Source organism: Pseudomonas sp. GW821-FHT07B01 (assembly GCF_059419065.1).
Genome location: NZ_JBWKRA010000006.1, coordinates 1 through 20420, shown reverse-complemented (window position 1 = coordinate 20420; position 20420 = coordinate 1). Strand labels below are relative to the sequence as shown.

The 20420-nt window shown below is 59.4% G+C and carries 21 protein-coding genes and 3 tRNA genes; 10 read left to right on the top strand and 14 right to left on the bottom strand.

Annotated features, from left to right (window positions below; genetic code table 11):
- Positions 1–3 precede the first annotated feature (3 nt).
- Complete coding sequence (locus tag AC07S6_RS08700) at positions 4–963, bottom strand: sugar ABC transporter substrate-binding protein (protein WP_003192504.1); 960 nt, start codon at positions 961–963, stop codon at positions 4–6.
- 564 nt (positions 964–1527) lie between these two features.
- Between AC07S6_RS08700 and AC07S6_RS08695 the strand changes: the two genes are divergently transcribed.
- The 3 genes from AC07S6_RS08695 to AC07S6_RS08685 all read left to right on the top strand — a co-directional run bounded on the left by AC07S6_RS08695 (position 1528) and on the right by AC07S6_RS08685 (position 3818).
- A complete protein-coding gene (locus tag AC07S6_RS08695) occupies positions 1528–2616 on the top strand; it encodes an asparaginase (RefSeq protein WP_495112103.1) in 1089 nt (362 codons plus the stop codon).
- 258 nt (positions 2617–2874) lie between these two features.
- Positions 2875–3126 carry a DUF1654 domain-containing protein gene (locus tag AC07S6_RS08690; RefSeq protein WP_034128242.1) on the top strand — a complete coding sequence of 84 codons (252 nt, stop codon included), beginning with the start codon at positions 2875–2877 and terminating at the stop codon, positions 3124–3126.
- Positions 3127–3128: 2 nt separating this feature from the next.
- Complete coding sequence (locus AC07S6_RS08685) at positions 3129–3818, top strand: endonuclease (RefSeq protein ID WP_052199994.1); 690 nt, start codon at positions 3129–3131, stop codon at positions 3816–3818.
- 31 nt (positions 3819–3849) lie between these two features.
- On the opposite strand, the gene AC07S6_RS08680 is transcribed toward AC07S6_RS08685, so the two are convergent.
- Positions 3850–4215: an SPOR domain-containing protein gene (locus AC07S6_RS08680; protein ID WP_197882471.1), complete on the bottom strand. Its 366-nt coding sequence runs from the start codon at positions 4213–4215 to the stop codon at positions 3850–3852.
- A 264-nt stretch (positions 4216–4479) separates the two neighbouring features.
- Here AC07S6_RS08680 and csrA point away from each other — a divergent pair, with 264 nt between their 5' ends.
- The 3 genes from csrA (at position 4480) to AC07S6_RS08665 (ending at position 5535) form a co-directional block, all read left to right on the top strand.
- Positions 4480–4674, top strand: coding sequence for a carbon storage regulator CsrA (gene csrA / locus AC07S6_RS08675; protein ID WP_003192511.1), 195 nt, complete (start codon positions 4480–4482; stop codon positions 4672–4674).
- Between the two features lie 210 nt (positions 4675–4884).
- A complete protein-coding gene (locus AC07S6_RS08670) occupies positions 4885–5145 on the top strand; it encodes a hypothetical protein (protein WP_197882440.1) in 261 nt (86 codons plus the stop codon).
- A 93-nt stretch (positions 5146–5238) separates the two neighbouring features.
- Positions 5239–5535 carry a hypothetical protein gene (locus AC07S6_RS08665; protein ID WP_495112102.1) on the top strand — a complete coding sequence of 99 codons (297 nt, stop codon included), beginning with the start codon at positions 5239–5241 and terminating at the stop codon, positions 5533–5535.
- Positions 5536–5555: 20 nt separating this feature from the next.
- Here AC07S6_RS08665 and AC07S6_RS08660 read toward each other — a convergent pair whose 3' ends face one another.
- Positions 5556–6233 (bottom strand): HAD family hydrolase, encoded by a 678-nt coding sequence (locus tag AC07S6_RS08660; RefSeq protein ID WP_252951058.1) that lies wholly within the window; start codon positions 6231–6233, stop codon positions 5556–5558.
- 183 nt (positions 6234–6416) lie between these two features.
- Between AC07S6_RS08660 and AC07S6_RS08655 the strand changes: the two genes are divergently transcribed.
- Genes AC07S6_RS08655 through AC07S6_RS08645 form a run of 3 tightly spaced genes read left to right on the top strand, consistent with a single transcriptional unit; the run spans position 6417 to position 8788 of the window.
- A complete protein-coding gene (locus AC07S6_RS08655; protein WP_020300939.1) occupies positions 6417–6677 on the top strand; it encodes a DUF2790 domain-containing protein in 261 nt (86 codons plus the stop codon).
- Between the two features lie 42 nt (positions 6678–6719).
- Complete coding sequence (locus AC07S6_RS08650) at positions 6720–7391, top strand: heavy metal response regulator transcription factor (RefSeq protein WP_003192516.1); 672 nt, start codon at positions 6720–6722, stop codon at positions 7389–7391.
- Positions 7388–8788: a heavy metal sensor histidine kinase gene (locus tag AC07S6_RS08645; protein ID WP_495112101.1), complete on the top strand. Its 1401-nt coding sequence runs from the start codon at positions 7388–7390 to the stop codon at positions 8786–8788. The genes AC07S6_RS08650 and AC07S6_RS08645 overlap by 4 nt, the downstream gene beginning before the upstream one ends.
- 12 nt (positions 8789–8800) lie before the next feature.
- On the opposite strand, the gene AC07S6_RS08640 is transcribed toward AC07S6_RS08645, so the two are convergent.
- The 5 genes from AC07S6_RS08640 to AC07S6_RS08620 form a co-directional block, all read right to left on the bottom strand.
- Positions 8801–9337 carry an anti-virulence regulator CigR family protein gene (locus tag AC07S6_RS08640; protein WP_495112100.1) on the bottom strand — a complete coding sequence of 179 codons (537 nt, stop codon included), beginning with the start codon at positions 9335–9337 and terminating at the stop codon, positions 8801–8803.
- 79 nt (positions 9338–9416) lie between these two features.
- A complete protein-coding gene (pcp, locus tag AC07S6_RS08635; protein WP_492616765.1) occupies positions 9417–10046 on the bottom strand; it encodes a pyroglutamyl-peptidase I in 630 nt (209 codons plus the stop codon).
- Positions 10047–10053: 7 nt separating this feature from the next.
- The gene (locus AC07S6_RS08630) at positions 10054–11004 is read right to left on the bottom strand and encodes a DUF979 domain-containing protein (RefSeq protein WP_034128251.1); all 951 of its coding nucleotides are present in this window, start codon (positions 11002–11004) and stop codon (positions 10054–10056) included.
- Positions 11001–11717 (bottom strand): DUF969 domain-containing protein, encoded by a 717-nt coding sequence (locus AC07S6_RS08625; RefSeq protein ID WP_495112099.1) that lies wholly within the window; start codon positions 11715–11717, stop codon positions 11001–11003. Before AC07S6_RS08625 ends, AC07S6_RS08630 begins: the two co-directional genes overlap by 4 nt.
- Positions 11718–12340: 623 nt before the next feature.
- Positions 12341–12417: transfer RNA gene (locus tag AC07S6_RS08620), tRNA-Val, on the bottom strand.
- Between the two features lie 184 nt (positions 12418–12601).
- On the opposite strand from AC07S6_RS08620, the gene AC07S6_RS08615 reads away from it, so the two are divergent.
- Positions 12602–13885, top strand: a complete 1284-nt coding sequence (locus tag AC07S6_RS08615) for an NAD(P)/FAD-dependent oxidoreductase (protein WP_014719144.1) — start codon at positions 12602–12604, stop codon at positions 13883–13885.
- A 136-nt stretch (positions 13886–14021) separates the two neighbouring features.
- Here the strand turns inward: AC07S6_RS08615 and AC07S6_RS08610 are convergent, their stop codons facing one another.
- The 6 genes from AC07S6_RS08610 to AC07S6_RS08585 all read right to left on the bottom strand — a co-directional run bounded on the left by AC07S6_RS08610 (position 14022) and on the right by AC07S6_RS08585 (position 20242).
- On the bottom strand, positions 14022–14993 hold the full coding sequence (locus tag AC07S6_RS08610) for an XdhC family protein (RefSeq protein WP_127881878.1): 972 nt from the start codon (positions 14991–14993) through the stop codon (positions 14022–14024).
- A 1-nt stretch (position 14994) separates the two neighbouring features.
- A complete protein-coding gene (locus AC07S6_RS08605) occupies positions 14995–16230 on the bottom strand; it encodes a c-type cytochrome (RefSeq protein WP_034128254.1) in 1236 nt (411 codons plus the stop codon).
- A gap of 2 nt (positions 16231–16232) precedes the next feature.
- Positions 16233–16772 (bottom strand): (2Fe-2S)-binding protein, encoded by a 540-nt coding sequence (locus AC07S6_RS08600; protein WP_014719147.1) that lies wholly within the window; start codon positions 16770–16772, stop codon positions 16233–16235.
- Complete coding sequence (locus AC07S6_RS08595) at positions 16765–19596, bottom strand: xanthine dehydrogenase family protein molybdopterin-binding subunit (protein WP_495112098.1); 2832 nt, start codon at positions 19594–19596, stop codon at positions 16765–16767. Before AC07S6_RS08595 ends, AC07S6_RS08600 begins: the two co-directional genes overlap by 8 nt.
- Before the next feature lie 387 nt (positions 19597–19983).
- A tRNA-Asp gene (locus tag AC07S6_RS08590) sits at positions 19984–20060 on the bottom strand.
- A 105-nt stretch (positions 20061–20165) separates the two neighbouring features.
- A tRNA-Asp gene (locus tag AC07S6_RS08585) sits at positions 20166–20242 on the bottom strand.
- Positions 20243–20420 lie beyond the last annotated feature (178 nt).

Sequence of the window (20420 nt, the reverse complement as noted above, 5' to 3'; positions counted from 1 at the left end):
GGATTACTGCTTGATGACGAGTTCGACCGGGGTTTCGATCACGCCATCTTTGGCATCGACTTTCTCACCCTTGACTAGCTTCAGCGCGTTCTGGATACCGAACACGGCTTGCTGGGCGGCGGCCTGGTCAGCGGTGGCCAACACGCGGCCGTCCTTGAGCATTGGCTTGATCGCGTCAATGTTGTCGTAACCTACCACCAACACCTTGCCGGCCTTGCCTGCCGCACGCACGGCGGAAACAGCGCCCAGGGCCATGTTGTCGTTACCGGCCAACAGCGCCTTGATATCCGGCGTTTCGCTCAGCATCGCTGCCGCGATCTTGTTGCCTTGGTCGATTTCCCAGTTACCGGATTGGGTGGAAACAATCTTCATGCCTGCCGCGTCCATCGCATCCTTGAAGCCTGCGGTGCGCTGCTGGGCATTGGTGGTAGTGGGTACGCCCTCGATGATGCCGACCTTGTCACCGGCGGCCAGTTGCTTGGCCAGGTAGTCGCCCACCAGCTTGGAGCCTTTGCGGTTATCCGGGCCTACAAACGGAATATCGAGGTTTTTGCTTTTGAGTACTTCCGGGTCCAGGCGATTGTCGATGTTGACCACCTTGATACCGGCATCGGAAGCCTTTTTCAGCACACTGGCGAGAGCCTTGGAGTCGGCGGGAGCAATGACAAGCGCATCAACCTTGGCGTTGATCATTTCGTTGACAATGGCGATCTGCGCGCTGGTATCGGTTTCGTTCTTGATGCCGTTGGAGATCAACTTGAATTCTGTTGGGTGCGCTTTCTGGTAATCCTTCGCACCGTCGGTCATGGTGACGAAAAACTCATTAGCAAGGGACTTCATGACCAAACCCACGGTAGGCGTTTTGGCAGCGTCATCGGCAAATGCAGAAGAGAGAGGCAAAGCGGCGGATGCGGCAGCAAGCACAGCAACAGCAAGAAGACGTCCAGCAAATGGCAGCTTCATGGGTTCACTCCGATCTTATGATTATTGTGAGCAACGCTTGCACCGAAGAGCCCTTCGGCAGCCCTCCCACCTGGGCGGCTGATACGAGCTGTCACGATGCGCCAAGGGCGCAGTGAAACATCTCGCAAACGTTTGCGTTGAGCAAACTATGAGAACCTTGTCGAGATTTGTCAACGGTAGCAGCAAGCCTTTCATTGGCGCCCTCCAAGCTCTCCCTTGAGCTGCTGACTGCTGATACGTTTAAGCCAGCTCGCCCATTCGGCCGCTCGCTGAAACGACAGGCTGCACTGCGAATGATCGACCACAGCGCTCGGACAAATCGTGATCGCTTTCGGACAACCGAACACCACAACCCTTCGCGTTCGGAAAGCCGGACAGCGCCAAGCCCCACGAAACTAAAATATTAGGTTAAGTTGTTTTAAATCAACAAGTTAATTTATAAAAACCAACATGCTTAGTCTGGTACAAATCCTGCTCTTTCTCAGCACCTCGCGGCGTTCAGAACCGCCCGGGTGTTCTAGATGAACCTGCTACAGCACTCATCAAAAACCAGAGAGAAAAATAATGAAATCTGCATTGAAGAACGTCATTCCGGGCGCCCTGGCCCTTCTGCTGCTGTTCCCCGTTGCCGCCCAGGCAAAGGAAGTCGAAAGCAAGACCAAACTGTCCAACGTAGTCATCCTCGCCACCGGCGGTACCATCGCTGGCGCCGGCGCCAGTGCGGCCAACAGTGCCACCTACCAGGCGGCTAAAGTCGGTATCGAACAACTGATCGCCGGCGTTCCTGAGCTTAGCCAGATCGCCAATGTTCGCGGCGAACAAGTGATGCAAATTGCGTCGGAAAGCATCAATAACGAAAACCTTCTGCAACTGGGTCGCCGTGTCGCCGAATTGGCCGACAGCAAGGACGTGGACGGCATCGTGATCACCCACGGCACCGACACCCTTGAAGAAACTGCCTACTTCCTGAACCTGGTGGAAAAAACCGACAAGCCTATCGTGGTCGTCGGCTCCATGCGCCCAGGCACCGCCATGTCGGCAGACGGCATGCTCAACCTGTACAACGCGGTTGCGGTCGCGGGCAGCAAGGATGCACGGGGCAAAGGCGTGCTGGTGACAATGAACGACGAGATCCAATCTGGCCGCGACGTCAGCAAGATGATCAACATCAAGACCGAAGCGTTCAAGAGCCCATGGGGCCCTCTGGGCATGGTCGTCGAGGGCAAATCCTACTGGTTCCGCCTGCCGGCCAAGCGTCACACCATGGATTCCGAGTTCGACATCAAGACCATCAAAAGCCTGCCTGACGTTGAAATTGCCTACGGCTATGGCAACGTAAGCGACACTGCCGTCAAGGCCCTGGCCCAAGCTGGCGCCAAAGCCATTATCCATGCAGGTACTGGCAATGGTTCGGTATCGGCCAAGGTGGTCCCGGCCCTGCAGGAACTGCGCAAGCAAGGCGTGCAGATCATTCGTTCTTCCCACGTCAATGCCGGCGGTTTCGTTCTGCGTAACGCGGAACAACCGGACGACAAATACGACTGGGTTGCCGCCCATGACCTGAACCCGCAGAAAGCTCGCATCCTGGCCATGGTCGCCCTGACCAAGACCCAGGACAGCAAAGAGCTGCAACGCATGTTCTGGGAATACTGATCCCGGCTGATTCACCCGTAAAATATGCTTTTGTGGCGAGGGAGCTTGCTCCCGCTGGGCTGCGAAGCGGCCCCAACTACTTGCGGGCGCTACGCACCCGAGCGGGAGCAAGCTCCCTCGCCACATTCAGCCCCTCTCCCCCCGAACCTCAACAAACTCCCTGATTCGCTGTCAGACGAACTTCTTGAAATTTAAGCAGTTGCGAAATTGCCTACAGTTAAATACTGTATGTGCGTACAGCCAATTAAGGAATGCTCTGTGGCAAAGCCCTCTTCCGCAGCACCTGCAGCGCCTGACGCCTATCAGCGCCTGGCTATCCGCGTGCAAAAAATCATCAATTCGACCAACGCGCAGAAAGCCAAGGCGGCGTTGATCTTCCGTTTACCCGAGGAACCGGAGAACGATTGGCAACGTTTACTGGAAGAGATTGCAGAGAATGACAACGTCACCCTCGCCTATCGGGACGACGGTGGCGTGCAGATTTTTTGGGTTGTGCCGAAGGAAGATTGATTGTGAGTGCCCGTTTTATTGCTGTGTGCTGTCTGTTTTTAACCTTCACCGCCAACGCCCAAGCCCCTCGCACCTTCAGTGAAGCCAAGAAGATCGCCTGGAAGCTCTACGCACCGCAATCCACCGAATTTTATTGCGGCTGCAAATACACCGGTAACCGGGTGAACCTGAAAGCCTGCGGTTACATCCCCCGCAAAAACGCCAACCGCGCCGCACGCATTGAGTGGGAACACATCGTGCCGGCCTGGCAAATCGGACATCAGCGCCAATGCTGGCAAAATGGCGGGCGAAAAAACTGCACGCGCCATGATGAGGTGTTCAAGCGTGCCGAGGCAGACCTGCACAACCTGGTGCCGAGCATCGGCGAAGTGAATGGCGACCGTAACAACTTCAGCTTTGGCTGGCTGCCTGTGCAAAGCGGGCAGTACGGCTCATGCCTGACCCAAGTGGACTTCAAGGCGAAGAAAGTCATGCCGCGCCCGTCCATTCGCGGGATGATCGCACGCACGTATTTTTATATGAGCAAGCAGTATGGCCTGCGCCTGTCGAAGCAGGACCGGCAATTGTATGAAGCCTGGAACAAGACCTATCCGGTGCAAACCTGGGAGCGCCAGCGCAACCAGACAGTGGCGTGCGTGATGGGACGTGGTAATGAATTCGTAGGCCCGGTCAACCTGAAGGCCTGCGGCTGACTGTGGGCGGGGTGCCCGCCCACTTCGCCTGCTACTGCGCAGCCTTGTGTTCGATAATCTCCGACACAGTGTCGTTTTTCTTGGCCCGCGCCATTTTTTCGTTTAGCAGCGCCTGCTTGGCTTCGGCCTCGGCTTTGGTCGCGAACGGCCCCAATAGCACCTCATCCTTGCCGTCGGCTTTCACGATATAGAAATTGAACCCGTGTTCCAGCAACCAGGCGGTCAGGTCGGTGATCGCCTGCAGCTTATGGTCCGGCGGGCCGACCCGTATATCCCATTCCTGAGCGGCAATCGCACCGGTTTGCGGCAGGCTTTCGGTCACGGCAGGCTTGGCCTTGGGGGCGTCGACCGACTTACCTTCACCGCATCCGGCCAACGCCAACACCACAATTGCCATCGCTACTTTACGCACTGCCCTGCTCCTTTGAGGATCAAAGAGGCAACTTTACCATTCACTGTCTATTCTGGCCGTCATAAACGTTGGCTTAAACAATGCGAATCATGTATCGCGACCTGTATGATACCGCCATGGGAATTAATGTCGCCTCTATGCGTCCTAGAAAGAGGCAGTCACAGGGAAGCGCTTCGCAGTAAGCTACACACATCCGACACCTACCCTGTCTGAAACATGTGTCCTTAAAAGTAATTCAAGGAGAAGTCCATGCTTATACTCACCCGCAAAGTCGGTGAAAGCATAAACATCGGTGATGACATTACGATCACCATCCTGGGCGTTAGCGGCCAGCAAGTACGAATCGGCATCAACGCACCTAAGGATGTTGCCGTGCATCGCGAGGAGATTTACCAGCGTATCCAGGCCGGCCTGACTGCACCTGACAAAAACCAGACGCCTTGAAACGCCTCCAGTAGCCAGCCTTTTCGTTCACTGTAACGGCTGGCGAAAACCCAATTGGCCTGTTCGCGCTTCCCCGCGTGACCAGCGCGCCTTGAGCTTTCCCTTCGCTGCAAGATGAAACTGTCAGGGTATCCGGAACTTGTCGCGCTATTGGCAGCCCAACTTCTGACACTTTATCCTGCCGTCCGAGTGCATTTCGGGAACACGTCGATGAGGCCAGCCGCGTCGCAACCGCTTGTTTCAAAATCCTGGATGATCGCCCTACTGATAGGGCTGGTCTTCGTGGCACTCGGGTGCTGCTTGAGAATGGAAGTGGAAGGGGCCGATCCCGACACCCATTCCTGGTTGGATCTTGCGCTTCTGCTCTGTGGCTACCTGCTTGCGTTCTGCCTCAAGCCCATCCAGAAGGTGATCTTGCGCAAGCTGCGTCAGCGCGCCGCTCATCGCACCCATGGAAAAACCGCACGCTGAGGGCGTTTACCTGTTATCGGATCGCCGGTATTTACAGCGCCGCCGCACCACCTATCATTGGGCTTGCGCAGTCAGTCAAAGGTGCAGATACAGATGGATACCCTCGGTAAAGCCCAGATCGAGTCAGCACTGGCAGCGCGCCTGCCCAGCTATACCGTTGAGTGCACGCTGCATGCCGACGGTACTCTCTCAGCCGTTCTCAGCGGCCCGGGAACCGATCACTTCGCGATTACCGGCATCGTGCGCGCGCATTATCACGGTACAGAAGCCATCAACCGGCTCGCCACCGAGATACTCAGGGAAATGGTGGTGTCGCGCCAGGGGATGAAAAACAGCCGACTGCAGGCACTGTCCGATCCCATCGACTGCATGGAAGGCCGAGACCGGTAACGGGCTCGGCCTTCCACGTGTCATGGCGCCAACGAACTTAAGGACAGCAAACCATCAGCCCCACGCTCGGCTTTCAACGCACCGTATTGCTCGATGCAAGCATGGGCGGTCACCATCGGCGCCACGTGTGTCGAGGTCACCACCATGATATCCGCCCCCGCCGCTTCCCCAGCCTGAATACCCACTGTGGCGTCCTCGAACACCAGGCAGTCCTGCATCGGCACGCCCAGGCGCCGAGCACCCAGCACATAACAGGCCGGATCGGGCTTGCCCGTCTTCACATCTTCGGCTGTCACCAGTACCGCCGGCACGGGGATGCCCGCTGCTTGCAGCCGGCGCACGGCCAATGCCTTTGGCGCTGAGGTGACCAATGCCCATTGATCGACGGGCAGGCTCGCCAAAAACGCCACCGCGCCGGGAATCGCCACGATGCCTTCGACATCGTCCAGCTCAGCCTCGGTGATCCATTGGGCTTCTACCTGTGGATCGACGCCCGGCAATGCCTGGCGGGTGATCGTATCAATCGCGCGGGCGCCATGAATGGTGTGCAGAAACGCTTCCACATCCAAGCCATGCCGTGCAGCCCAGATGCCCCAGACGCGCTCCGCAGCGGCAATGGAGTTGAGCAGGGTCCCGTCCATATCGAACAGAAAGGCGCGGTAACGCCGAGTAAATACATTTGGAGTTGGGCTGGACACTGCGCGGCTTCCTCATGGGCTGGGCCCTGCAATCTACGGATCACCTTGACGCTTGTAAACGCCGAGTCCTGGCCCGTCACCTCCAAGTAAAAAATGACGAACTTGTCATGATCCTGTTGGTTGGCTGTTGGGGTCGCCTGGTTACCGTGAGCTCACTACCCACCCGGAACGTGAGACACCACCATGAAACTGATTGCCTTGGGCTTCGCCGCTTTGCTCGCCACTGGCTCGGTATTCGCTGCCGATACCGCCCCCGCCACCAACGTGATCCACGACAAAACCGGCTTCTTCGTGCACCTGGATGTCGCCAAGGTGCTGTCGAGCACCGACACCTACGGCCAATGCGGGGTTGTGCCGGCGCAACTGCGCTACCTGGACCACCAAGACCGCGAACATGTGCTGGATTACCAAGTCCAGGGCACCGGTTGCGCCAATGACAATTGATCGGGCTACACTGGCGCAACTTATTGAAGCAGAGCACTTCCCATGAACATCCTTGTAGTCGAAGACGAACCCAAGGCCGGCAATTATCTGCTCAATGGCCTGCAGGAACTGGGGCATTGTGTGAGCCTGGCCCGCGATGGCGTGGACGGTTTGCACCAGGCCCTGGAGACGCCGTTCGACGTAATCGTACTCGACGTGATGATGCCGAAAATGGATGGCTGGGAAGTGCTGCGTCGCCTGCGCAAAGAGGCCGATACGCCGGTGCTGTTCCTCACCGCCCGCGATGACATCGCCGACCGCATCAAAGGCCTTGAACTGGGTGCCGATGACTACCTCATCAAGCCCTTTTCGTTCGCCGAACTGGTGGCGCGCCTGCGTACCCTCAACCGTCGTGGCCCGAGCCGGGATGAAGAGCAACTGCACATCGCCGACCTGCACATTGACGTACTCAAACGTCGGGTCACCCGCGCCGGCACGCGCATTACCCTGACCAACAAAGAGTTCGCCCTTCTGCATCTGTTCGCGACGCACCAGGACCAAGTGCTGTCCCGCTCGCTGATTGCTTCGCGGGTGTGGGACATGAACTTCGACAGCGACACCAATGTGGTGGATGTCGCCGTGCGCCGCCTGCGCCTGAAAATCGACGACCCGTTCCAGCTCAAGCTGATCCACAGCGTGCGGGGCATTGGCTACCGCTTCGATACCCAGCCATGAGCCGCCAGCACCCTTACTCCCTGACCCTGCGCCTGGCATTGATCTTCGCCCTACTCGCCTTCGCCCTGCTGGCAACCCTGGGCGTGGCGCTGTACCGGGAACTGGAGCGCGAACTGATCCGCCGCGACGACGCCGCGCTGATATCCCGGGTGGATCAGCTGCGCAACCTGCTCAACGACAGCAATACCCTGGACCTGATCAAGACCAAGCCAGAGCTGTTCCAGAACATGCTGGGCAATCGCGAATCCGCGCTGAGCATTGCCGCCCCCGGCAAACAGCCACTGCTGCTGGTAAACCCGGGGAATATTGAGTTGCCGTCGATCCAGCCGCTGCCCAAGGATCACAAACTCATGTTGAGCGACGTGCAACATTTGCCAGGCCTGAACGGTATTCCCTTCTCGCTGGTGGCCGTGGCTATCGACTCCGGCGACCTGGGCAGCCTGCAAATCACCAGCGGCCGCCTGATGACCGAGCGCACCGCGGTGCTCGCCAGTTATCGACTTAGCGTATACATCCTGGCGAGTATCGCCGCGATCATCCTGGCGCTGGTGGGTTACCTGCTGGTTCATCGCGGCTTGCTGCCATTGCGCCGCCTGGCCCGGCATGCCCAAGGGATCGGCGTCAGCAACCTGGCCGAACGGCTCGACAGCCACGGCGCACCGAAAGAATTGCTGCCCATGATCGACTCGTTCAACACCATGCTTGAACGCCTGGCCAAAGGCTTTGTACAACTGGGCCAAGTGTCCACCGACATGGCCCATGAACTGCGCACCCCGATCAACAACCTGCTCGGCGAAACCCAGGTGGCCCTGCAGCAGCAGCGCAGCATCGAGAGCTACCAGCAACTACTGGCCTCCAATGTCGAAGAGCTGGAGCGCCTGGCGCGGATGCTCGACAACATGCTGTTCCTGGCTCGCACCGACCCCGCCAGCGCACTGCGCCAACGCCAGGCGCTGGACGCAGCGGATGAAGTGGAACGCATCGCGGATTACTTCGAGGGGCTGGCCGGTGATGTGGACATGCACATCACCGCCTTGGGCGAAGGGGTGATCTGGGCTGAACCGATGTTGCTGCGCCGTGCCCTGGCCAACCTGTGCGCCAACGCCATCAAATATGGCGCGCCGGGCTCGGAACTGAGTATCCAGGCAGTGCCGGATGGTGCGGGCATCAACCTGAGGGTCAGCAACCACGGCCAGACGATCCCGGCCGAGCACCTGTCGCGGCTGTTCGAACGGTTCTACCGGGTGGATGAATCCCGCGAGCGGTCATCCCAGTCCAACGGCCTGGGACTCTCGATCGTGGCGACCATCATGCAGCTGCATAACGGGCGGTACCGTGTAAGCAGTGAAGATGGCGTGACCTGTTTTGAGTTGTTTTTCCCCGGCCGTGAAGCCTGAGGGCGCTGCGACTCAATCAAACGCGCCGTTCAGAACTTCGTAGATGATACCGGTCGCGATGGCCACCAATATCAAGTCGGTCCCCGCTTGCTGCCACTCGTAACCGTCGTAGCGAGGCAACTGCCCCAGCAAGCGGCCGTCCAGCTTCTTGGCAATACCGGGCGGCAGGGGCTTGCCGCGTGCCAGGTTTTTCTGAATGCCAGGCGGCAAGGCCGGGCCAGGGCGCCAATAATCGCGGTGACCGCCCAATACATTCAGTATAAGACCGCGATCAACGCTGAAGTCATTTCTGGATTGGCCGCCCTTGTCTTTGGCCTTACCCGGCCCGCCCTGGGCGTTACCTTTGTTATTACCGTGACCTTTGCCGTTGTCCTGCCCACCATAGGCATCACCCTTGCTATTGCCTTGGCCTTTGCCCTGCCCACCGTAGACATCACCTTTATTGTTACCCTGGCCTTTGCCATTCCCTGGATCTGCAAAGGCAAGGCCACTGGTCACGGACAGTGCAAGGGACAACGCAACCGACACGAACTTCGTACGCTTTAACATGGCGACTTCCCAAGGCAAATATGTCCTTGAACTGTAGTTGAAATCGCAACACAGCGTACCCAAACAACAGCGCCTGCCGTCAGCTCACCTGACCACCACTCAAGGCGATATCTACCTGGGTTTGCCAGGCTGCCAATGCCGCCACACGCAACCCCTCGACTATTGTCGATAGCGCCATCGAATGCTCGCCCGCGTCAGGCAAACCAGGTACGTGAATAAACCCACTGCGCACCCCAGTCCCCACCAAGGCATGCTGCAAACGATAAAACACCTGGTTGCACACAAACGTCCCCGCCGTCTGCGATACCGAAGCCGCAATGCCCGCCTCACGTACCGCCTTGACCATGGTCTTGATCGGCAACGTCGAGAAGTACGCCGCCGGGCCGCCATCCACTACCGCAATATCAATCGGCTGCGCCCCCAGATTGTCGGGGATACGCGCATCGTTTACGTTGATCGCAACGCGCTCGACGGAAATATCACTGCGCCCAGGCCCCAGGCCCGTGGCGATGACCATTGCCGGCCGCAGTTCATTGATCAACTGGAGCAAGGTTTCGGCAGCGGTGGCAAATGCGCAGGGCAAGCAACGCGAAACCATTTGCACCCCCTCGCACAACTGCACACCGTCCAACTGGCGCACGGCCTCCCAAGAAGGGTTTACCGCCGCCTTATCAAAGGGCTCGAAGCCCGTCAGCAATACGTTTTGCACAATGGCCTCACATCAACAGATAGAGCAGCACGATATTGACCACCAGCATCATCAGCGCCGTGGGTAGTTGGGCTTTGATCACCGCATTTTTATCCGGCAGCTCCAGTAGCGCCGCCGGTACGATATTGAAGTTGGCCGCCATCGGCGTCATCAACGTACCGCAATAGCCAGAGAACATGCCAATCGCCGCCATCACCGCAGGGTTGCCGCCGTAAATCCCCACCAGCACCGGCACGCCGACGCCACCGGTCATCACCGGAAAGGCCGCAAAACCATTGCCCATGATCACGGTAAACAAGGCCATGCCCAACACATACACCATCACCGCCACCAACTTGTAGTCCAGGTTGATGTAGGTGGTAGTGACATGGGCGACCGCCGTGCCCACCCCGGCCTCATTGAACAACAGCCCGAGCATCGCCAGCATTTGCGGAAGCACCATGGCCCAGCCCAGGGCTTCGGTCAGGCGACGGGATTCGCGTAACGCTTGTACCGGCGTATCCCGGGTCAGCCAGCAGGCCAGGCCAAGAGCGATCAGGCAACCGATCCCGAGGGAGACAAAGGTGGTGTTCTTCGGGTCCAGCAGCGGTACACCACCGATTTCGGTGTGTTTGAGCAACACTGAGCCAATCACCGTGGTCAGCGGAATCGCCAACGCCGGGATGAACAATTTGTGGCCCAGGCGCCCGGCACTGGCGCGGGACGCCTTGTCGTGCAATTCGGCATGCTGGCCACGACCAACGCCGCCCAAGCCCGCAATCAATGCCATCACCACCACACCCACTCCGATGACCACCGAAGGCAGGCGCTCGCCTATAAGGAACGGTACGGCAAACAACAACCAGAACAGCGCACTGGACCAGCGCTTGGGGTGGGAACGGTCGAGCAGGATCATGCCGGCGGTGATCAGCAACAGCACGCCCGCCAGCCAGTACAGGTATTGAATGGAAATAATCATTGAGCAGCCTCCACCGGAGCGGTGGCCGAGCTCATTTCGTGGGTCAAGCGCCGGTCGAAACGATGCAGCCGGATAGCGTGAATGATGAAGGCACAGATCGCCGTCGGGATGCCCCACACCGCAATGTGCAGCGGCTCCACATCAATCCCCGAGCCAAGCAGGAAGGTGTGCATCAACGCAATCGCACCAAAGGCCACGAAGATGTCCTCACCAAAGAACAACCCGACGTTGTCGGTGGCAGCGCACATGGCCAGTACCTTGTGGCGCAGCTTGTCAGGCAGCTTGCCATAACGTTTTTCTGCAGCGCCCTCGGCCATCGGCGCCAGCAGCGGCCGCACCATCTGCGGATGCCCACCCAGGCTGGTCAACCCCATGGCAGCCGTGGACTCACGCACAAACAGATAGATGATCAACAAGCGCCCGACCGTGGCGCGTTCAAAGCGTGCGATCCAGTTCTGCGCATGCAGGCGCAGGCCATGGCGCTCCAACAGGCCAATCACCGCCAGCGGTAATAGCAGGATCAATTGCAGGGCGCGGGTCTGAAGGAAACCATCGCCCATGGTGGCGAGAATTTTTCCCAGCGGGAACTGGGCGGCAAGCCCGGTGGCGATGGCGGCGGCCGTGACCACCAACAGCGGATTGAAGCGCAATACAAAGCCGACCACGATGACAAGTACGCCGATCAACGGCCATAAGTTCACAACAGTTTGCATGGCGGGGAGGTCCTTTAGTGCGCGCTGCGGCGCCATTACAGCAGGATGTGGGCAAAGGGCTCACAGCTTGAAAGTGGCGTGCAGTCGGCTCGGTTTTTTATTGTTGACCTGGAAGGTCGAGCGTCAGTGGCGCAACTTTGCTGCCTGGGCCCAGGGGTGTCCAACAAGAAAAATTGTTGCTGCAAACCAATAATTTTTGTGGGGGGAATGGCATCGGGCGGTACGGTGCCATGCAGAGATTCAGCGCAGTTTTTTGGAAAAGTCGTGAAGATGAACTCGCTAGGGCGTCGGCAGGGAAAATTTCTGATCAGCGCCTATACTCCACGATGCAACTGTGTGTACTTGGAGTTCATTCACGGTGTCACGCCGACAATGAGGGTTCCCGCTATGTATGCCGGACAAATGAGTAATATGGCGACCACACTTGGCGAAATACGCTGCCAGCTGTTCGCCCAGGTAATTTGCCTGCTGGCGGTGGCGACGCTTTTCGCCTGATTGGACATCAAGCCCTGAAAGGACGCCGCCCCGGCGTCATGACTTTCCTTTGCCTAAATTCCAGACAACAAAAAAGGGCCCACCTTTCGGTGAGCCCTTCTAGACCGCCCAGCAGAGCGGATTTTGTTTGGTAGGCGCGATTGGACTCGAACCAACGACCCCCACCATGTCAAGGTGGTGCTCTAACCAACTGAGCTACGTGCCTGCTGTGAGGCGGCATTCTACGGAATTCCGAAGGGGTGTCAACATCTTTTTTGCAGCTAACCCTATGAATATGCGAATTTTTTATTTGCGCCGGGTACACCCGTGATTTTCGGGTGGCTGGCAGGCAATTTTCAACTCAGGTAGGATCGGCGCACTCGTAAAAAATATAAAACAGAGGTTCCAGGATGGCGAACACCCCCTACCCCCAGTCGTATTACGCCGCTTCTGCGAATGCAGTTCCGCCCCGTCCTGTGTTGCAAGGTGAAGTCGAGACCGATGTGTGTGTGATCGGGGCCGGCTATACCGGGCTTTCCAGTGCGCTGTTTCTGCTGGAGAACGGCTTTCGCGTTACGGTGCTGGAAGCCGCCAAGGTCGGTTTTGGTGCCTCGGGCCGCAACGGTGGGCAGATCGTCAACAGTTACAGCCGCGATATCGACGTGATCGAGCGCAGCGTCGGGCCTCAGCAGGCGCAGTTGTTGGGGCAGATGGCGTTTGAAGGCGGCAGGATCATCCGTGAGCGCGTGGCCAAGTACCAGATCCAGTGCGACTTGAAGGACGGTGGCGTGTTCGCCGCCCTCAACAGCAAGCACATGGGCCACTTGGAGTCGCAGAAGCGTCTGTGGGAGCGCTACGGCCATACGCAACTGGAGTTGCTGGACGAGCGCCGCATCCGCGAGGTGGTGGCCTGTGACAACTATGTGGGGGGCTTGCTGGACATGAGCGGTGGCCATATCCACCCGCTCAACCTGGCGCTCGGTGAAGCCGCGGCTGTGGAATCCCTGGGCGGCACGATCTATGAGCAATCGGCAGCGGTGCGCATTGAGCGCGGCGCCAATCCGGTGGTGCACACTGCTGAAGGCAGGATCAGGGCCAAGTTCATTATCGTCGCGGGGAACGCTTACCTGGGCAACCTGGTGCCGGAGCTGGCGGCCAAGTCGATGCCGTGCGGTACCCAAGTGATCACCACGGCACCACTGGGCGATGAAGTAGCCAAGACGCTGTTGCCCCAGGATTACTGTGTCGAGGACTGCAACTACCTGCTCGACTACTACCGCCTCACCAGCGACAAGCGCCTGATCTTCGGCGGCGGCGTGGTCTATGGCGCGCGGGACCCGGCGAATATCGAAGCGATCATCCGGCCGAAAATGCTCAAGGCATTTCCGCAACTGAAGAACGTGAAGATCGACTACGCCTGGACCGGCAATTTCCTGCTCACCCTGTCGCGCTTGCCGCAGGTTGGTCGCCTGGGTGACAACATCTATTACTCCCAGGGCTGTAGCGGCCATGGCGTGACGTATACGCACTTGGCAGGCAAAGTACTGGCGGAGGCCTTGCGAGGTCAGGCTGAGCGTTTTGATGCGTTTGCGGGCTTGCCGCATTACCCGTTCCCGGGTGGGCAAATGTTGCGCACACCGTTTGCGGCGCTGGGGGCTTGGTACTACGGGTTGCGGGATAAATTCGGGATGTAAACACAGGCAGACTGTGGCGAGGGAGCTTGCTCCCGCTGGGCTGCGAAGCGGCCCCAAAAGCCTGGGAGCGCTACGCACTCCAGCGGGAGCAAGCTCCCTCGCCACATTTACATCAAGCCTTCAAGCAAAGATGCGCTCAGAGCTGGTCGCGAGCAATCCCGCTACGAATCCGTACGATATCCGCCAATACCGCCAACGCGATTTCCGACGGCGTCCTGCTCCCCAGGTTAAGCCCGATGGGCGCGTGTATCCGCGCCAGTTCAGGCTCCCCCAACCCACCGATGCGGCGCAGTCGCTCAAAGCGCTTCTGCGAGGTCTGCAACGACCCCATCACGCCAATGTAGAACGCGTCGGTACGCACCGCTTCCATCATCGCCAGATCGTCGATACGCGGGTCATGCGTCAGCGCAACCACCGCCGTATCCCGGTGACAGCCGCCGTCGGCAATAAACACCGACGGCAACTGGCGACGAATCTCCACGCCATTGAGCACCACGCCTTCCAGCACCTCCTCGCGTGGGTCGCAGAGAATCACTTCAAACCCAAGGCCGACCGCAAACTCGGCACACGCCTGCGCCACGCTGGAGTACCCGGCCAGCAATAGACGCTGAGCCGCACCGACGCGGATGCGCACCCGCGCACTGTCACGCTCGATGCGCGCGCCCTGCTCACAATCAGCGACCAGGCTGCGCGCCCCGCTGGCCAGGTCGACCTGGCGAATCAAGCGGCGCTGCCCGAGCAGCGCCGACTCCACTTCACGCAGGTGCGCCTGCACTTCGCAGTCAGGCTCGAACTTCTCAACCAATACATCGAGAATGCCGCCGCAGGGCAGGCTGACCCGCGAACGCGGATCGTCCCCTGCGCCGTAGCGCACCACGTTGACCGCCTCGAAAAACGCACCTTCGGCGACGCGTTCGAGAAAGTCTTCCTCGACGCAACCACCCGACAACGACCCAATCCACTGCCCAGCGGCGTTCACCGCCAGCAGCGAACCCGGCGCCCGCGGCGCCGAGCCGTAGGTGGCCAGCACCGTACAGAGCCAAATGCGCTGCCCCGCCACCGACCACGCCAGCGCCCGTCGTATCACCTGCAGATCCAGATGCTGCATGTCAGTGCGCCTTGTGCTCGATGGACGGCGCCTCAGCCTGCAGCTTCTGCACATCGCTCACCGCCAGCTCCGCCGATTGCCCGCCCCAGCCCTGGCGCAAGTAATTGATCAGATCGGTGAGTTGTTCCGGGCTGAGTTTTCCCGCGAAGCCCGGCATCGGTTGCATGTGCTCGAACCCGGAGAACTTCTGCTCGCCAATCCCGTCCTCGATCACCCGCACCAGGTTGCGCGGGTCTTCCAGACGCAGCGTGGTGTTGCCGCGCATCGCCACCGCGATGTGCGGCTTGCCTTCACCATCGGCGGCATGGCAACCGGCACAGACGTTCAGGTATTCCTGGCGGCCGCGCTGAGCGCTCGGGCCAAGGTGTTCCACCGGCACTTCGACCAGCGCCTTGGCTGCGGGCGGTTTATCACCGAGCAGGAAGGTCGCCATCGCGGCCAGGTCCGTATCGCTCAGGCCCTGGGTGCTGTTGTGGAACACCGGGAACATCTCGTTGAACATCGTCCCTTGGGCGCTCATGCCGTGCTTGAGGAACGTGGCCAGGTCCTGCTCATTCCAGCCGCGCGCGGCCAGGTCGGTGGCGAGCAAGCTGGGCGCCAGATAGCCATTGAGGATGCCGCCGGTCAGGCGCTTGTCCAGCTCCATCGCACCGGGCAGGCCACGTGGGGTGTGGCATTCGCCGCAGTGGCCGAGCACTTCGACCATGTACTGGCCGCGCTTCCAGGCTTCGCTCTTGCCTTCGGCCGGTTCCAGTTTCAGCGCTTTGCCGTACAACACGTTCCAGCCCATCAGGCCCAGGCGCACGTTGAAGGGAAAGCTCAGGCTCGTGACCGGCGCTGCGCGCTCGATCGGCTCGATGGTTTTGAGGTACGCATGAATGGCGTCCGAGTCTTCACGCGGCATCAGGTGGTACGAGGTGTAGGGCATCGCCGGGTACAAGTACGCACCGTCGCGACGCTTGCCTTCGGTCAACGCAGCGAAGAACTCGTCATCGCTGTACAAGCCGATGCCGTGTTCTTTGCTTGGCGTGATATTGGTGCCATAGATGGTGCCAAACGGCGAGACAATCGGCAGGCCGCCGGCAAACGGCGCGCCGCCCGGTGCAGTGTGGCAGGCCATGCAGTCAGCGGCGCGGGCGAGGTATTCGCCGCGCTTGGCTTGATCATCAGCGTGGGCAAACAATACCGGCGCGGCCAGGCCGACCGCCAAGGCCAGGCGGGTCAGAAAAAGCTTCATGCTTAACCCTCCTTGACCAGGCCGAGATCGGTCAGCACGTTGCGGGTGGCGTTGTAATAACGCACGTACCCGGTACAACGGCAGACGTGATGACCGAGGCTGTCCTCGATGATTTGTTCCAGCTTGCTGTACACGGTCGGCTGGCGTTGCAGTTTCTCCACCAACACGGTCGCCGCATTGACGAAGCCCGGCGCGCAATAGCTGCACTGAAAGGCGAACTCATCCACGAAGCGCTGCTGGATCGGGTTGAGCTCAGTGACCTGGCCCGACTCATCGCGCTTGGCGTGACCTTCGATAGTGCGCACTTGCTTGCCTTCAAAGTAATGCGCGCCAGTGATGCAGGTGCGCACTTCTTCGCTGGTGCCGTCCGGGTTGTCGACGATCACCACGCAGGCGTGGCAAATGCCCTGGCCGCAGCCCAGTCGCGAGCCGGTGAGGTTCTTGTACTCGTGCAGGTAGTCAATCATCGGCAGGTCATCAGGGATGTCCACCGGGCCGACGGGTTGACCATTGAGGGTCAGTTGAAGCGGACGGTTAGCCATTGAGGGCCTCCTTGATGCGTGCAGCCGTGATTGGCAGGTCGCGAACACGTTTACCGATGGCGTGTGCCACCGCATTACCAATGGCCCCGACAATCGGGATCATCACCACTTCAGCGATACCTTTGGACGGGTCGCTTGGCGACAGCGCCGGCAGAATCTCCGAGGTCTGTTTCCACACGGCAACGTGACGCGCCATCGGCAGACGGTAGCGGTTGAAGTTCCAGTCACCCTCCCCCGGCCCGCCTTCGTACAACGGCATTTCTTCCATCAAGGCGTGACCGATGCCCATGGCCACTCCACCTTCGAGTTGGCCCTTGACCAACTCTTCAACCAGCACACGCCCGCACTCGACCCATGAATGGTGATTGAGCACTTCGACCTGCGCCGAACCCTTGTTGACCTTCAACTCGACCAACGTGGCGACGGGGCTGTAGTACGTCACCGCAGCGTTATTCAACTGTGTGGCGGGATAGCTGACGTTCTGGCGATCGAGCAGGTGGAAACCGGCAGTGCTCATCAGCGCCTGCTTGGCTTTCGGCGCGCCGTCGCCGTATTTCACCGCCAGACCGTCGAGCGGCAGGCGCTCGCGCACGCCGTCGATGCTGTACTCAGCCTCGGCCCAGCTCCAGCGGTTGAACCCGTGGACCGTGGCAGCGGTGACCAGGCCGCGCTCATGAGCGCGCTTGGCCAGTTCTTCAAAGCTCAATGGCTGCATGCCGTTGGCGGTGAGCTTGCCGTCCACCCAATGTGCGTCTTCGCGGCGCACCACATAGGGGTTGGCCTGGCCGCCGAACGGGCCCTGGCGCCAGATCTCCAGCGCTGCCGGCCACAAGCCGTGGTTGAACAGCACACGCGCCGCTTCACGGGTGGCGTGGCTGAAGTAGTACGCCGAGTTGGTCGCGGACGACGCCGACGCGAGCTTGCCCACCCAACGCGGGTTGCGCAGCAGGCTGTCCTGCTCGGCCTGGCTCATGGTGTAGGGGTTGCCGCCGGTGACCAGTTGCATTTCCTGCCATTGTGTTTCGCCGGTCTTCACTTCGTGGGCCGGGCTGCCAAGGAAGTCGGCGACCACCAGCGATTGCGAAGTGGACATGCCGGTGCCGATTTCGATCCCGATGTGGCGCAGGCTGATGCGGCCGTCAGCGCTGAATTCAACACTGGCCATCGGCGCTTCGGAACCGGTGCCGAAGTCTTTCTGGCAGATGGCAAAACCGACGCCATACCAGTTATCCGGGTCTGCGGCTTCGCGCTGTTGCTTGATCGCGTCGCGGTTTTTCCACACGTCGTGCACAGCGGCCTTGTCGAGAATTTCGTGCAGCCGCAACGCACCGGCAGGGATCGCGCCCTGGGTGTTCTTCATGCCCGAACGCAGTGCGTTCTTGCGCCGCAGCTCAATGGCATCCACACCGAGACGACCGGCGATTTCGTCGACCATCATTTCGGTCGCCGCCATGCTTTGCAGGGTGCCGTAGCCCCGCATCGAACCGGCTTCAACGCCACGGGAATGGTACGCGGTGACTTGCAGGTCGTTCTGCGGCATGTAGTAGATCGACTGCGCCGCCGTGGCGCCGACCGCAGCCACCGACGGGCTGTAGTTGATCCGGCCACCGCCGTCGACGCTCATGTCGGCGAGGAAGATTTTGAAGCTGTGGTCGTTCTTGTCGACCGCCAACTGATAGCGGATATCGAACGGGTGACGCTTGATGCCGCTCTGGAATTGCTCGTAACGGTCGTTGGCCAGGCGCACCGGCACACCGGCGCCATACAACGCAGCGAGGGCGGCGTAGTAGACGAAAATGTTGTGGTCTTTGGAACCGTAACCCACGGTATAACCCGGATGCATGTTCAGGTTGGCCAGGCCGAAGCGCGACGGCGAGATCATCTTGGCGGTCTCGGTCGCAACTTCCAATGGGCACTGGGTGGCCACCACAAAGTGCAGGGTCTTGGTTGCTGGATCGTACCAACCGTTGCCGTTGTCCGGCTCCATGGCGGCCGGTTCGATCGATGGGGTTTTGTAGCGCTCGTCAAACACTAGCCAGTTGTCCGGTGGCGTGTTGATCTGGCTCTTCATGCGCTCGGCGTAGAACAGCCCGCGCTCGGTCAGGTTGCCGTGCAGGTTCGGCTGGGAATTCCACACTGGGCGACGGTTTTTCAGCATCGGGAACAGGATCGAATCCTTGAGGCTGGCGAATTCGTCTTCGTCGGCCGAGGTCGGGCCACCCACGCGCACGTAGCGGAAGCTACCGTAGGGGTCACCTTCGTAATACGGCACTTTGGCGCCGTAACGAATCGCCTTGTCATTGAACTTGAGTTTGTTCTTGGCCTGACGGAAACGTTCGAAGTCGTTCCAGATCAGGATCGCCACCGGGTGACCGATGAACATCGGCACTTTGCCCTCGGGCAACAACGGGTCCGGCGCATGTTCTTCCGGGAAGACGATACCGTCTTTGTCCAGGTCGGCAGCGGTGACGATACGGTCCGGCTGCAGCTCGGCGCCAAGCCACGACAGGTCGTAGCCCGCGTAGATGTGGTCGGCCTTGATGGTTTTGAGCAACATGGCGTGACCTTGCTGCTGGGGCCAGCCAGGCATGTCCTTGGAACGGATGTCGCGGGCAAACACCTTGCTGCCGCAGACTTTCGACAAGGCATCGTTACGCTGGCGCGCCTTGCCGTTATGGCCAAGCCACTTTTCAGACGGCACGGTCACGCTGTTTTCCATCAAGGCAGCCAGCGCCTGGGTGCTGAGCGGCGTGAGCGTGACACTCACACCCGCCACCAGCCCGCCCTGGAGGAACGAGCGCCGGGTTATTTCACGGTTGGACATGGATCATCCTCTGAGCGGTTATAAATCCGCCCTTATGGTTAAGTACACCGAATCTGGAGACTTGCAGAAGCCTTTCTCGACGAATCAAAAGGCCATGATGACAGTGCAAAGTTGACCGAAGGGTTAACTTTAAAGGTTTCTGCGCCTGCGGCAAATAACCACATTGAAATTTTTTGACACAAGAACGCAAAAACGGCCGACAGAATCGAAATGATCTGTCGGCCGTTTGCCGATAATGAGCGCTGTTGGCAGCGAAGAAGATGAGGTTTTTTCAAACCCCAGACACAAAAAACCCCGGCCTTTCGACCAGGGTCTTTGCTATCGGATCAAGGTGAGCCAGTGGCTTTCCTTGTGCTTCAAGGCGTTCAGTGGGCCTTGAGGCAGATATGGCGCAGCGGACGGGACTCGAACCCGCGACCCCCGGCGTGACAGGCCGGTATTCTAACCGACTGAACTACCGCTGCGTATCGCTTGGCTGATTGAGCATGAACCCTCAACCACCTTTAAACATCTGATCGATCAGCCTTGGCTGTTCAATCTCAAGCCCGATATATCGAACCTGGAAAATATGGCGCAGCGGACGGGACTCGAACCCGCGACCCCCGGCGTGACAGGCCGGTATTCTAACCGACTGAACTACCGCTGCGTATCGCTTGGCTGATTGAGCATGAACCCTCAACCACCTTTAAACATCTGATCGATCAGCCTTGGCTGTTCAATCTCAAGCCCGATATATCGAACCTGGAAAATATGGCGCAGCGGACGGGACTCGAACCCGCGACCCCCGGCGTGACAGGCCGGTATTGTAACCGACTGAACTACCG